We start from the raw sequence: 13697 nt of genomic DNA, 5'->3' as shown, positions 1-13697 counted from the left end.
GACTGCTAAACGGAAGAATGGCCATTAGATGACCATTGCAACCAGTTTAGACCAGCTTCGAAGCCTGTCCAATTTTTAATCAACCCTCTTCCGGGTGCACCTCGTCTTCCAGGGCATCCACCATAAACTGCGGCATGGCCAGGGCACCGTGGTGAATACCAGCGTTGTAGTAACGGGTTACGAACGGGCGGTTGTTGGCGCCTTCCTCGCGGAAATACTTCAGCGGGTTATCCTTGCTGCCCATGGTGCAGCTCCACCAGCCGGTGGGATAAACCGGCTGCGGGAACGGCAGGGTCTGCACGTGGCCGAAGCCGGCCTTGCGCATATCGGTGTGGATATCCTTGATGATGCTGTCGGTGTGTAACAACGGCGATTCGCTTTGCTGAACGATGATGCCGCCATCGCGCAACGCGGCCATGGCATCGCGATAGAAATCCAGGGCAAACAGGCCTTCGGCCGGGCCGACCGGGTCGGTACTGTCGATAATCAACACATCGATGCTGTTGGGCTCGATGTCCCGCATCCACTGGATACCGTCACCAAAGAAGAAATTGGCGCGGGGGTCACCATTAGCTTCACACAGCTCCGGGAAGTATTTTTCCGACATGCGCGTTACCCGCTCGTCGATTTCCACCTGCCAGGCTTCTTCCACACCCGGGTGCTTGAGCACTTCTTTCAGGGTGCCACAGTCGCCACCTCCCACAATCACCACTTTTTTCGGGTCTTTGTGAGTGAACAGGGCCGGGTGGGTCATCATCTCGTGGTACAGAAAGTTGTCCCGGGTGGTGAGCATCACGCAGCCGTCGAGCACCATCAGGTTGCCGAAGGTTTCGGTTTCGTAGATTTCCAGCTTCTGGAACGGGGTCTGTTCCTCGTGAAGCTTACCTTTAACCTGCAGGGAAAAGGCGGTGCCCTGGTCCTGGAATACCTCGGTAAACCAGCCTTCGTTCAATGCTGTCATGTCTGTCTCCCACTGTGTGCCACTGCATTGCGCCCGGGCATCTGAAAAGAGGCGTATTGTAGGGGCAGCGGTCAGCTCCTACAATGCAGCCTGACGCCGCTTTGCCGGCCACCCCGGGTTTCCTGACAGGATAGCAACAATGGCTGAAACCACCGCATCGCCGGCCCACAAGGTTTACAACATCGCCCACTGGAGCGACGGCTATATCTCCGTCAATCCGCAAGGCCAGGTGGAAATCCGGCCAGACCGCGGCCGGAGCGAGGCCAGTATCAACCTGCCAGACCTCACCGCCTCGCTGGCCGATGCCGGCATTGCCCTGCCGGTGCTGATCCGCTTTACCGATATCCTGCACGACCGGGTCAACAAGCTGTGTGGCGCGTTCAACAAGGTGACCGAAGAACACGGCTATCAGGGCCGTTACACCGCGGTGTATCCCATCAAGGTAAACCAGCAGCGCCGGGTGGTGGAAGAACTGCTGGCGGCTGAACCGGCCGCCTCGGCCAATCAAGTGGGGCTGGAAGCCGGCAGCAAGCCAGAGCTGATGGCGGTGCTGGCGTTATCGCGCCAGAGTGGTTCGGTGATTATCTGCAACGGCTACAAAGACCGGGAATACATCCGCCTGGCGCTGATCGGCCAGAAGCTGGGGCACCGGGTATTCATTGTGGTGGAGAAGCAGTCCGAACTGCCGCTGATCCTGGACGAAGCCAAAAAACTCGATGTGGCCCCGCTGATTGGTGTGCGGGCCAGGCTGGCAACCATTGGTAAAGGTAACTGGCAGAACACCGGCGGTGAAAAATCTAAATTTGGCCTGTCCGCCAGCCAGGTGCTGGATGTAGTCCACACCCTGAAACAGGCCGGCGCCCTGGACACCCTGCAACTACTGCATTTCCATCTGGGCTCACAGATCGCCAACATCCGCGACATCCAGACCGGCCTGAAAGAATGCGCCCGGTTTTACAGTGAATTGCGCCACCTGGGCGCGCCCATCGGCACCGTGGATATCGGCGGCGGCCTGGGGGTGGACTACGAAGGCACCCGTTCCCGCAGCAGCTGCTCCATGAACTACACCGTGTTCGAATACGCCTACAACGTGGTGCACGTGCTACAGGCCGAATGCGACCGCCAGGGCATTCCGCACCCGGACCTGATCAGCGAGTCCGGCCGGGCCCTGACCGCCCACCATTCGGTGCTGGTGACCAACGTGATCGACCGGGAAGAACCGGACCACCGTGAACCCGCAGCACCCGCCGAGGAAGCACCGGCGCCCCTACAGGATCTGTGGCGGGACCTGGAAAGCCTTAACGACGACGATTCCCCGCGCTCCCTGGCCGAGATCTACCACGACGTGTTGCACGCCATGACCGACGTCCATGCCCAGTTCGCCCATGGCCTGTTGTCACTGCAGGAACGAGCCCAGGCAGAAACCCTGTACACCAGTTGCTGCCGCCTGCTGCGCGGCCAGCTGGACAGTGCCAACCGTGCGCATCGGGAAATCATCGACGAACTGAACGAAAAACTGGCCGAGAAGCTGTTCGTAAACTTCTCCCTGTTCCAGTCCCTGCCGGACGTGTGGGGCATCGACCAGATCTTCCCGGTGATGCCGATCAACGGCCTGAACCGGCCCCTGAACCGGCGGGCGGTTATCCAGGACATTACCTGTGACTCCGATGGCCGCATCGACCAGTACGTGGATGGACAGGGCATCGAAACCACCCTTCCCCTGCCGGAACATAATCCGGATGAGCCACTGCTGATGGGCTTTTTCATGACCGGCGCCTACCAGGAAATTCTGGGCGACATGCACAACCTGTTCGGCGACACCCATTCGGTGGATGTTCGGCTGGACGAACAAGGGAACTACCGGATCGGGAAACCCATCACCGGTGATACCGTGGCCAAGGTGCTGCGCTATGTAAACTTCGAGCCGGACACACTGTTGCAGGCCTACCGGGAAAAATTCCGGGCCAGCACTCTCGAACCCGGCCTTCAGCAACAGTTGCTGGATGAGCTGACAGCAGGTCTGGAAGGTTACACCTACCTGGAAGAATAACTTTCAGCATTAATTTCGCCCGGAGCAATCCGAACCTTTCGGGCTGGCGTAAAAACACTCACTGACAACACTGTGGTGAGTGCATAGAATGATTAGATTAGCCAGCTCAAATCATGCGACCGTCAAGGAGCGTCCGGTGACGACACTGGATAAGCAACCCGCCAAAGGCGAGGGCCGCAGCAAGGACCCGTGGGGAGCCCTGCTGGAAAAAGTCGGCAAGAGCCAGGATCGGGCCGCGTATCACGCCCTGTTCGAGCACTTTGCACCACAGATCAAGTACTACGCCATCTCCAACGGCCTGGCCAGCCATGCCGAGGAGCTGGTTCAGGAAGTCTTTATTTCGATCTGGCGCCGCTCTTGCCTGTACGACTGGAAAAAGGCCGCCGCGTCTACCTGGATTTTCACCATCGCCCGTAACCAGCGCATCGACATGCTGCGTAAAATGCAGCGCACCAGCGCTGAAATGGCCGTGGAAACCGAAGATTTGTGGCAGATTCCCGGCGAAAACGAAGATGAACCGGTAACCTCCCTTCACCGTCTGATGTCTGAGCGGCGCATTCGCGAATCCCTCAGACAGTTACCGGAAGAGCAGATTACCGTGATTGCCAAGGTATACATGGAGCACAAATCGCACCAGATGGTGGCAGACGAGCTCGATATCCCGCTAGGTACCGTCAAAAGCCGGGTACGCCTGGCATTGAACAAGCTTAAAGTGATTTTGCAGGACCAGAACGTATGACACGGCACCACCCCGACAGCCTGAGCCTGATGGAGTACAGTGCGGGCAACCTCACGGAGCCCCATGCCCTGTGCATCCGTTTGCACCTGGACCAGTGTGCTCACTGCAGAAGCCGGGTAGACACCCTGAACAGCCTGGGCGCCGTGATGATGGCCGAACAGCCCAAAGTCAGTGTGTCTGATACCAGTTTCGAGCAGCTGATGTCCCGTATCGACAGCGCGCCGGAGCCGGTTTCCCCAATCGCAGAAGCGCCGCGCATGAGCCCGCTGCAGAAGCTGCTGGGCGACGACATCAACGACCTGCCCTGGAAACGTCAGCTGGGTGATGTCAGCGTGCTGGACATCACCGAGAAGTTCCCCGGCCAGGGCGAACGTGTGGTGCTGCAAAAACTGGTAGCAGGTGGCAAGGCTCCGGCCCACACCCACCGCGGCACTGAAACCACCATCGTGCTGCAGGGTGCTTTCTCGGACCAGAAAGGCGTGTTCAATCAGTGGGACTTCGTCGTGCTGAACGAGGAAGACGAACACAAACCGGTAGCCGTTGGCTGCGAAGACTGCATTACCCTGTCGGTTCTGAGCGCACCGCTGAAGCTTACCGGCACCTTTACCCGCCTTCTGAACCCGTTTATTCGATGACCTTTACCGCCGCAGCCCGTCTGCGGCGGCTTTTTCCCCGCTTTTACCAAGGCAAGTCGCTGCCATCCCAGCTGATAAAGCGGCCGTTATCATGCTCCTGCAAGGCTTCAATAACCCGGAACAGATTGTCTGCCGTGCCCTCAGGCTCGTGCACCGTCAGGTTCGCCAGAGACTGGCTGAACGGTTCACTCAGCCCCGACCGGGTGGTTCCCGGATGCAGCGCCACGCAGGCTACAGGCCGATAACGCCGGGGCAGCTCCACCGACAGGTTTTTCACCAGCATATTCAGCGCCGCTTTCGAGCAGCGGTAGCCATACCAGCCACCCAGGTGATTATCGCTGATGGAACCCACCTTGGCTGAAATGGCAGCAACACGGGTTAGCTGCGGCCCCCGGAACCAGGGCGACAACGCCTGCACCAGAAGCCCGAATCCGACACAGTTCACCTGGAAGGCCCTGGCCAGATTGTCTGCGTCCAGGTCCTCAAGGCGCTTTTCCGGAAACATCCGGTCATCGTGCAACAACCCGGCGGCGTAGATCAGCCGGCGAATGCCGCCGGAATCCACCAGCGTTTGTGCCAGTTCATCATCCACCTCCAGCGGCACTGCAGACTCCGCATCCCAGGGCCGAAGGTGCAGTCCTGGCGGCTTCCCCATCGCTTCCGCTGCCTTGGCCTGGTTCCGGCACAGACCGATCACCGGTTGCTCCGGAAACTCATCCAGATACTTCAAGGCCAGTGCCTGGCCAATTGCACCTGATATACCGGCAATGATGGTTGCCATTCCACTCTCCCCTGTTGTCATCAGAATTGTGATGAAGGTTGTGATCAATCCGATTCATTCCAACCATACGAAAAAACCATCCAATCGGGCTCGCCTGCAGCAAACCAAAACATTCAAACAGCCGTATGAATGACCACATCGACTTTGTACCCACCGTGCAAGGCGAATACCGGTAGCCCGAGCTACCCACCGATAACAGGAGAGAGTCCATGCAATATCAGGCACCTGCCAATGATCTTCGCTTTTTGCTGTTTGATGTCCTTGGTGCAGACAAGCTGCGCGAACTGGAAAAATACGCCGATGCCACGCCCGACCTGATCTCGGCCGTGATCGACGAAGCCGGCAAACTGGCCGCGGAAGTGATCCAGCCCACCAACCAGGTTGGCGATCGCCAGGGCTGCAGCTACGACCCGGAGACCAAGCTGGTCAAAACCCCGGATGGCTTCAAGGCCGCTTACGACAAATTCGTGGAAGGTGGCTGGACCGCACTGGACGCACCCATCGAGTTCGGTGGCCAGGGCCTGCCCCACACCCTGAAATTCGTGGTAGACGAAATGGTGTGCTCCACCAACCTGTCGCTGGGTATGTATCCGGGCCTGACCCACGGCGCCATCAGCGCCCTTTACGCCCATGGCTCCGACGAGCTGAAGCAGACCTACCTGGAAAAACTGATCTCCGGTGAGTGGACCGGCACCATGTGCCTGACCGAGCCCCAGTGCGGCACCGATCTGGGCCTGATCCGCACCAGGGCAACCCCGAACGACGACGGCAGCTACGCCATCGAAGGTACCAAGATCTGGATTACCGGCGGCGAACACGACCTGGTCGACAACATTGTGCACCTGGTACTGGCCAAGCTGCCGGGCGCACCGGATACCACCAAGGGCATTTCCCTGTTTGTGGTGCCCAAGTTCCTGCCGGATTCCGGCGAGCGCAACCCGGCCCTCTGTGGTGGCCTTGAGCACAAGATGGGCATCAAGGGTTCCGCCACCTGCGTGATGAACTTCGAAGGCGCCAAGGGCTGGCTGGTGGGCGAGCCCAACAAGGGCATGAGCGCCATGTTCACCATGATGAACGAAGCCCGTCTGATGGTGGGCATGCAGGGCCTGGGCCTGGCGGAAATGGCTTACCAGGAGAGCCTGGCCTTCGCCAAAGAGCGTCTGCAAAGCCGCTCCCTGAGTGGCCCGAAGAATCCCGACGGCCCGGCAGACCCGATCATTGTGCACCCGGATGTACGCCGTATGCTGATGCGTCAGAAGGTACTGAACGAAGGCATGCGTGCCCTGGCACTGTTTACCGGCCACCAGCTGGATCTCTCCGTGGCACACCCGGACGAAAAGGTGCGTGAAAACGCCGATGACCTGGTGCAACTGCTGACGCCGGTGGTCAAAGCCTTCCTGACCGATGAAGGCTACAACAACGCCAACTGGGGCCAGCAGGTGCTGGGCGGCTCCGGCTTCACCCAGGACTGGCCGCTCGAGCAACTGGTGCGTGATGGCCGGATCGCCCGCATCTACGAAGGCACCAACGGCATCCAGGCCATGGACCTGGTGGGCCGCAAGCTGGCCCTGAAAGGTGGCCAGCTGGTACGCGCCCTGTTTGCCGAGCTGACCGGCTACCTGAAGGACAACCCGGAAGCACCCCACCGGGAAGAACTGAAAGGCGCCATCAAGGGCCTGGAACAGGCCACCCTGTGGCTGGCCCAGAACGCTCCGAAAGACCCGGAGCAGGCCGGAGCCGCAGCCACCCCGTACCTGCGGTTGATGGCCCTGACCGTGATCGGTTACCTGTGGTCACGGATGGCGGGCGTTGCCGGCCAGCAACTCGAAGCCGGCGAAGGCAACAAGCCATTGCTGGAAAGCAAGCAGGCCTCGGCCCGCTTCTACTTCGAAAAGCTGATGCCGGAAACTGACTGGCTGCTGAAAGACATCCAGAGCGGAAAGGACAGCCTGATGTCGCTTTCCGATGAGCACTGGGTGGCCTGACGGGCCATAAATGCCGGCCAGACCAAAAATCTGGCCGGAAATGACCGGTAAATGTCCATTCATGACCTTTATCAAGACATGTTTCCGGTCAATAATGAATACGTTGATTAGTGTCTCTGAACTAGTCCAACCCGCCTCCTTGTGAGGTTGGCACCTTCTTGAAGCCGCGCTTTGCGCGGCTTTTTTTGTGGATTTTTCTCCATCCAGTCATCAACGGGTACAATAGTGCCTTTCATGCGACACTCCCGCGGAGACTGAATGACCGGCGACGACTACGCTTTCCGCTTCGGCGGCATAGAGCGCCTCTATGGCCGCAAAGCCCTGAACGCTTTCCGCAATGCCCACATCGCCATTGTCGGCCTCGGCGGCGTTGGCTCCTGGGCAGCGGAATCCCTGGCTCGCAGTGGCCTTGGCACGATTACACTGATTGATATGGACGACATCTGCGTGTCCAACACCAACCGCCAGTTGCACGCATTGCAGGGCCAGTATGGCCGCACCAAGACCGATGCCATGGCTGAGCGGCTTCGGGCCATCAACCCCCAGGCGGATATCCGGGTGCACTTCGGGTTCCTGACCACTAAAAACGTGGCCGACCTGATTACCGAAGACATGACCGCGGTGGTGGATGCTATCGACAGCGTGAAGGCAAAAGCGGCGCTGATTGCCCACTGCCAGAGGCGCAAGATTCCGATTGTCTGTGCCGGCGGTGCCGGTGGCCAGATGGACCCGACCCAGATCCAGGTGGCCGACCTGAGCAAGACCACCCAGGATCCATTGCTGGCCAAGGTTCGTAATATGCTGCGTCGGGAATACGGCTTTTCACGAAATCCCAAGCGGCGTTTTGGCATTGAGGCCGTATACTCTCTGGAGCAGCTGACTTATCCGGCGGCCGATGGTGAAGTGTGCCTGCAGAAGCCGGCCACAGACGGCCCGGTGAGGCTGGATTGTGCCTCGGGTTTTGGCGCCGCCAGCCCGGTAACCGCCAGCTTCGGATTCTTTGCCGCGTCCCGGCTGCTGAACAGAATTGCACGCAAAGCCAATCTTTAATTAACCAACCGGAACCCGCTTATGGCCATTAGCACCACCCTGATCCTCGCAGGTATCGGCGTTACCTCCCTGATTTGCCAATGGGCTGCCTGGCGGGTTCGTATGCCGGCCATCCTGTTTCTGCTCGCTGGCGGCATCATCGCCGGCCCGGTGACGGGCTTTCTGCATCCGGAAGATATCTTTGGCGATATCCTGTTTCCGATGATTTCGCTTGCGGTGGCCATCATTCTGTTCGAAGGCAGCCTGACGCTCCGGTACGAGGAAATCAAAGGCCACGGCAAGATGGTGCGCAACCTGATCCCGGTCGGCACCATTGTTACCTGCATTATCGGCACCCTGGCCGCCCGCTGGATCCTGGAGGTGTCCTGGGAAGTGGCCCTGTTGTTTGGCGCCATTTCCGTGGTAACCGGGCCAACGGTGATTGCACCGCTGCTACGGGCGGTGCGGCCCACCTCCAAGCTGGCCAATATCCTGACCTGGGAAGGCATTATCATTGACCCGGTCGGCGCCCTGCTGGCGGTGCTGGTGTTCGAAGGAATTGTGTCCTGGGGCCAGGGCAATGTCTTCAGCCACTCCCTGTATATTTTCGGCAAAACCCTGCTGGTGGGTTTCCTGATCGGCGCGGCAGCCGGTTACCTGAATGGCCTGGTGCTTCGCAAGCACTGGATTCCCCAGTACCTGCACAATGCCGGCACGCTGACCTTCATGCTCGGTGTGTTTGCCATTTCCAACGAGATGGCCCATGAGTCCGGCCTGTTGACCGTGACGGTAATGGGCATCTGGATGGCCAACATGAAACAGGTGCCGATCGACAGCATCCTGGAGTTCAAGGAATCCCTCAGCGTACTGCTGATCTCGGCCCTGTTTATCATCCTTGCCGCCCGGGTAGAATTTACCGCCATTGCCGACCTGGGCTGGGGCCTGGTGGCAGTGCTGGCCTGCCTGATGCTGGTGGCCCGGCCTGCCAGTATCTTTCTGTCGGCCATCGGTACGTCCCTCACCTGGCGAGACAAACTTTACCTGAGCTGGATTGCACCCCGGGGTATCGTGGCAGCTGCTGTCTCCGCCCTGTTCGCTTTCCAGCTGGAACGGATCGGCTATGAGAGCGCCGGCGTGCTGGTGCCCTTGGTGTTCATGCTGATCATTACCACGGTGGTGATCCAGAGCCTGACGGCGCGGCCGGTCGCCAAGCTGCTGGGCGTACAGGAACCGCCGGCCCATGGCTTCCTGATTCTGGGTGCCAACCCGGTAGCCCGCCTGATTGCCCAGGCCCTGAAAAAACACGAAATTCCGGCCATGCTGACCGATACCAACTGGGAAAACGTGCGCCAGGCCCGCATGGAGAACCTGCCGGTGTATTTCGGCAACCCGGCCTCGGAACATGCTGCAAAACATATGGACCTGACCGGCATCGGCAACCTGCTGATCCTGTCGCCGTACAAACAGATGAACAGCCTGGCCACTTATCACTTCCTGGACTGGTTCGGCGAGCACTCGGTATTCGGGTTGACGGAAGGCGACCAGGACCAGCGCGCCCGCCTGCAAACCGCCGGCAAGGTGCAGCAGACCCGGGGTCTGTTTGACGGTGTGAGCTATGCCAAGCTGGCCAGCCTGGTGAGCCAGGGCTATACGGTGAAGACCACCCAGCTGAGCGAGGAGTTCAGTTACGAGCAGTTCTTGAACCAGTACCAGAACGAAGCCCTGGTGCTGTTTGTGATGGACGGGCGGGAACACATCCATCCGGTGAAAGCGATGGATGACCTGGAACCGGAAGACGACTGGGTTCTGATCAGCCTGGTGCCACCACAGCCCCAGAAGGAACGGAAAGAGCGGGCATCCGATACCGACGACCAGAAGGCCGCCAGCAACGGAGAGCAGCAGGCCTGACGGCCTGCTGAATCCAGCGGGGGCAGATCAGCGGCAGTCGAGCACCAGCTTGCCCCGCACGTGGCCTGCTTCCAGGAGGTCGTGGGCGTCGCGAGCCTGCTCGAGCGGGAATACCCGGTCAACGTGCACCCGCACATCGCCGTCTTCGATCAGCTCGGCAATTTCTTCCAGGTGGAAAACGTCCGGCCGGGTTTTCATACCATGGGCTCTTACGCCCATGGCTTCCGCGGCACTGACCACCTCATCGGCGGTCACCGTGGGAATGGTCACCAGCACACCGGATTCCGACAGGGTCTGCAATGACCGCTTGCCGGTTTCACCACCGATCAAATCCAGCACCACATCCAGTCCGTAGCACTCGTCCGCAATGTCGGTGGTGTGGTAATCAATCACTTCATGCACGCCCAGCTCGGCCAGGAAGTCCCGGTTGCTGGCAGACGCCGTGGCAATCACATGGGCACCGCGCTCCAGGGCGAACTGCACGGCAAAGTGGCCAACGCCTCCAGCCCCGGCGTGGATCAGAATCTTCTGCCCGGACTCCAGCCCGGCCACTTCAAACAACGCCTGCCAGGCCGTCAGCGCCGCCAGCGGCACGCCCCCTGCGGTAACCAGGTCCAGCTCTTCCGGCACGATGGCCAGTTCGTCAGCCCGGGCCACGGCATACTGTGCATAGGCCCCGCCAGATTCGGCAAAGCCGATCATGCCCATCACCCGGTCCCCGGGTGCCAGGGTGGTCACGTCATCAGCCACGGCCACGACTTCACCGGCGGCATCGTAGCCCGGGGTCCATGGCATACGGCCTTCGATCTGCGTGGCGACAAAACCCAGGCCTTTGCGGGTTTTCCAGTCGATGGGGTTCAGGCCGGCGCCGTGGACTCGAATCAACACTTCGCCTCCGGCGGGCACAGGTACCGGAGACTCCGTTACCTGCAGAACATCACTGCCCCCAAACCGGTCATAGACCACGTGGCGCATCGGCACAGCGTCAGTTGCTTCAGAGGATTCCATGGGTGTCTCCAGACAACAATGAGTCAAGCGCCTGAACAGGCGCGCAGTTTCAGCTTCAGACTAGCAGAATTTCACCCGGCGGGCTTTATAGGGGCAAACCACGACCACCCGGCACCAGGGCACCGGAGAGGATTTCGGCAAAGGCTTTCGGTGCCCGGGACGGCCGCTGGCTCTTCATATCCACGCAGGCATGGGTTGAAAGCCCCCGCAGCAGGGTTTTGCCATCGGCCACGCGAATCAGCTGGAACTGACGGGCCGAGCGGAACCGGCCGTCCCAGTCCGTCAGCCAGGTACCCAGCACCAGCTCGTCGCCGGCATTGGCAGACAACAGGTAATCCACCTCGGTGTGGGTGATGGCCATGGCCTTGCCGGTTTCTTCGTGCAGGGCCCAGGTCATCCCCAGGCTTTCGATGTGGGCCCAGCTGACGTCTTCCATCCAGCGCACGTAGACCACGTTATTGGCATGGCCGAGGCGGTCGGTGTCTTCTTCCCGCACGGTGATGGGCAGGATGAACGGATCCGGCAGATCCCAGTTGTGTGCTTCTGATTCGCTCATGGCTGTTTCATCGCTCAAGGCTGCTCCCCCAGACCGGAAATAGCCTGCAAAGGTAGCCGGCCGATGCGGTCATTGTGAAGTGAACCAAAGTATAGAAAGCCGTTGTGCGGGTTCACCGAGGTGATTTCCTGCAAATGGCTGCCGGTGGTGTCGTGCAGGCTGGTGAGCATACGGCCGCGGTCATTAAAGGCCACTACCAGGCCGTATTCCTCCGGCTCGGGCTGGAAGCCAGCAGGCAGGCGAGCAACCAGGTTCTTCATCCAGGGCCGGCGGTGCATGGCGTCCACCTGGGGGTTACGCAGGGTCGGGAAGGCAACCCAGTAACGGCCCTGTTCATCCACGGCCAGGTTGTCCGGGAAACCGGGCAGGTTGTCTGCAAACACTTCGGTACGGCCGGCTTTTGGGCCGTTGATCCAGTATTTCAGGATGCGGTATTTCCAGGTTTCATTTACCAGCAGGTAGTCACCATCCGGAGATACCGCCACGCCATTGGCAAAATACAGGTTACGCAGCAGTACTTCGGTTCTGCGGGTTTTCGGGTTGTAGCGCAGCAAGCGACCGTGGGGGCGCATTTCCAGCAGGTCCAGGATGTAATCCGGCTGGCGGAAGCGGGAGCTGGCATCGGTAAAGTAGATACGACCATCCGTGGCGACAACCACATCGTCGGTAAACCGGAACGGTGTGCCTTCAGCTTCCCGGGTAAGCACGGTAATCTCACCGTCCGGCGCTATCGACAGCAAGCCCTTCCAGGCATCCGCCACAATCAGGTTACCCTGGCGGTCAAACACCATGCCCAGTGGCCGGCCTTCGGTCTGCAGCCAGGTTTCCACCCGGCCGTCAGGAAATACCCGAACGATTTTGCCGTCCTGGGTGCCGGTATAGAGCACGCCGTTGGCATCCACCGTGGTGTCTTCCGGGCCGTACACCTGGCCCCGGGCCAGCAGCTCGGCCTGTCGCAGCTGGTTATTGGGCGCCAGGATTCCGGTCAGGGCCGGAGGCTCGGGCGGCTCCCAGGCCTTGCTGTCGACAGGAGATGGTGTCAGCAGAAAACTGCCCACCAGCACAAAGAGCACCAATATTGCGGCCAGTAACCATTTCATCATGCACGCCCGATCCGTTTTATGATTCTTCGTTTGGGACCACTCACCTTAGCAGACATCCACCGGTTACCGGCAATGGCCGCATCACACCTTACTGTTCCAGAAACCGCCGGCACAGGGTGGCGAAGGTATCGGCTTTTTCGGCGTGCAGCCAATGGCCGGTGCCTTCGATAATTTTCAGTTCGGCGTTCGGAAACAGGCGGCGGATGGTGTCCTGGTGTTTTTCCTGGATGTAGGCGGAGTCTGCGCCCTTGATAAAGAGCACCGGCCCTTCAAACGGGCCATCACCTTCCGGTGCGTCCGCCAGGTTCTGGTAGCAGGCATCGATCACCGGCAGGTTCAGGCGCCAGCGGAAGATGATATCGCTGTCGGTCTGTTCTTCGGCCGGAATACGCTCCAGGTTCTTGAGCAGGAACTGCCGCACACCGGGGATTTCCACGAATTCTGCCAGCCGTTCGTCTGCCTGTTTTCGGGATTTGACCCCGGTCAGGTCGAGGCTTTTCATACCTTCGAGGATGTCGTCATGGCGGGGGTGGTAGGTCACCGGGGCAATGTCCGCCACGATGATGGCTTTCACCCGCTGCGGATAACTCAGGGCCACCTGCATGGCCACCTTTCCACCCATTGAGTGGCCCAGAATAGTAGCCTGCTCCAGCCCCTGAGCATCCATGTAAGCCACGATATCGGCGGCCATAGCCGGATAGTTCATTTCATCGCTGTGGGGAGAACTGCCGTGGTTGCGCTCGTCCAGCGCGTGAATCTGCCAGTTATCTTCCAGCCGGCGGGCAATGCCGCCCAGGTTCTCGAGGGATCCGAACAATCCGTGCAACAGGATCAGCGGCTCTCCCTGGCCGGAAATACGGTGATTCAGTTCAACGCCCATACGCAGGCAACCTCCGGTTATCTGAATGAACCGGATACACTACCACCGCCAGTGCACGGGGC

Annotated in this window: 12 protein-coding genes; 6 read left to right on the top strand and 6 right to left on the bottom strand. The window is 59.8% G+C overall.

All coding sequences use genetic code 11. The features are described 5' to 3' along the window. Positions 1 to 79: 79 nt before the first annotated feature. Entirely contained in the window at positions 80 to 961 is an 882-nt protein-coding gene (gene speE / locus Q668_RS00305; protein ID WP_036218634.1) for a polyamine aminopropyltransferase, read from the bottom strand. Positions 962 to 1100: 139 nt separating this feature from the next. On the opposite strand from speE, the gene speA reads away from it, so the two are divergent. The 3 genes from speA (at position 1101) to Q668_RS00290 (ending at position 4385) form a co-directional block, all read left to right on the top strand. Next, the gene (gene speA / locus Q668_RS00300; protein ID WP_022987579.1) at positions 1101 to 3011 is read left to right on the top strand and encodes a biosynthetic arginine decarboxylase; all 1911 of its coding nucleotides are present in this window, start codon (positions 1101 to 1103) and stop codon (positions 3009 to 3011) included. Positions 3012 to 3147: 136 nt separating this feature from the next. Continuing rightward, on the top strand, positions 3148 to 3750 hold the full coding sequence (locus Q668_RS00295; RefSeq protein WP_022987578.1) for a sigma-70 family RNA polymerase sigma factor: 603 nt from the start codon (positions 3148 to 3150) through the stop codon (positions 3748 to 3750). Continuing rightward, a complete protein-coding gene (locus Q668_RS00290; protein ID WP_022987577.1) occupies positions 3747 to 4385 on the top strand; it encodes a ChrR family anti-sigma-E factor in 639 nt (212 codons plus the stop codon). The genes Q668_RS00295 and Q668_RS00290 overlap by 4 nt, the downstream gene beginning before the upstream one ends. Before the next feature lie 43 nt (positions 4386 to 4428). Here the strand turns inward: Q668_RS00290 and Q668_RS00285 are convergent, their stop codons facing one another. Beyond that, entirely contained in the window at positions 4429 to 5166 is a 738-nt protein-coding gene (locus Q668_RS00285; protein WP_022987576.1) for an SDR family NAD(P)-dependent oxidoreductase, read from the bottom strand. 209 nt (positions 5167 to 5375) lie between these two features. Here Q668_RS00285 and Q668_RS00280 point away from each other — a divergent pair, with 209 nt between their 5' ends. From Q668_RS00280 to Q668_RS00270, 3 genes are all read left to right on the top strand, one after another. After that, a complete protein-coding gene (locus Q668_RS00280) occupies positions 5376 to 7151 on the top strand; it encodes an acyl-CoA dehydrogenase C-terminal domain-containing protein (RefSeq protein ID WP_022987574.1) in 1776 nt (591 codons plus the stop codon). A gap of 258 nt (positions 7152 to 7409) precedes the next feature. Continuing rightward, a complete protein-coding gene (gene tcdA / locus Q668_RS00275; RefSeq protein ID WP_022987573.1) occupies positions 7410 to 8201 on the top strand; it encodes a tRNA cyclic N6-threonylcarbamoyladenosine(37) synthase TcdA in 792 nt (263 codons plus the stop codon). Between the two features lie 21 nt (positions 8202 to 8222). Then, on the top strand, positions 8223 to 10088 hold the full coding sequence (locus Q668_RS00270; protein ID WP_022987572.1) for a cation:proton antiporter: 1866 nt from the start codon (positions 8223 to 8225) through the stop codon (positions 10086 to 10088). Positions 10089 to 10115: 27 nt separating this feature from the next. Here Q668_RS00270 and Q668_RS00265 read toward each other — a convergent pair whose 3' ends face one another. From Q668_RS00265 to Q668_RS00250, 4 genes are all read right to left on the bottom strand, one after another. Next, entirely contained in the window at positions 10116 to 11096 is a 981-nt protein-coding gene (locus Q668_RS00265) for an NADP-dependent oxidoreductase (RefSeq protein ID WP_022987571.1), read from the bottom strand. An 85-nt stretch (positions 11097 to 11181) separates the two neighbouring features. After that, entirely contained in the window at positions 11182 to 11652 is a 471-nt protein-coding gene (locus Q668_RS00260) for an acyl-CoA thioesterase (protein WP_036218660.1), read from the bottom strand. Between the two features lie 14 nt (positions 11653 to 11666). Continuing rightward, complete coding sequence (locus Q668_RS00255) at positions 11667 to 12752, bottom strand: SMP-30/gluconolactonase/LRE family protein (protein WP_036218657.1); 1086 nt, start codon at positions 12750 to 12752, stop codon at positions 11667 to 11669. 91 nt (positions 12753 to 12843) lie between these two features. Next, on the bottom strand, positions 12844 to 13635 hold the full coding sequence (locus tag Q668_RS00250) for an alpha/beta fold hydrolase (protein WP_022987568.1): 792 nt from the start codon (positions 13633 to 13635) through the stop codon (positions 12844 to 12846). Positions 13636 to 13697: the final 62 nt, after the last annotated feature.

It is taken from the genome of Marinobacter sp. ES-1 (genome assembly GCF_000475255.1).
GTDB classification, from domain to species: domain Bacteria; phylum Pseudomonadota; class Gammaproteobacteria; order Pseudomonadales; family Oleiphilaceae; genus Marinobacter; species Marinobacter vinifirmus.
The sequence above is the reverse complement of the archived record's forward strand: the minus strand, read 5'-3'. Positions and strand labels throughout refer to the sequence as shown.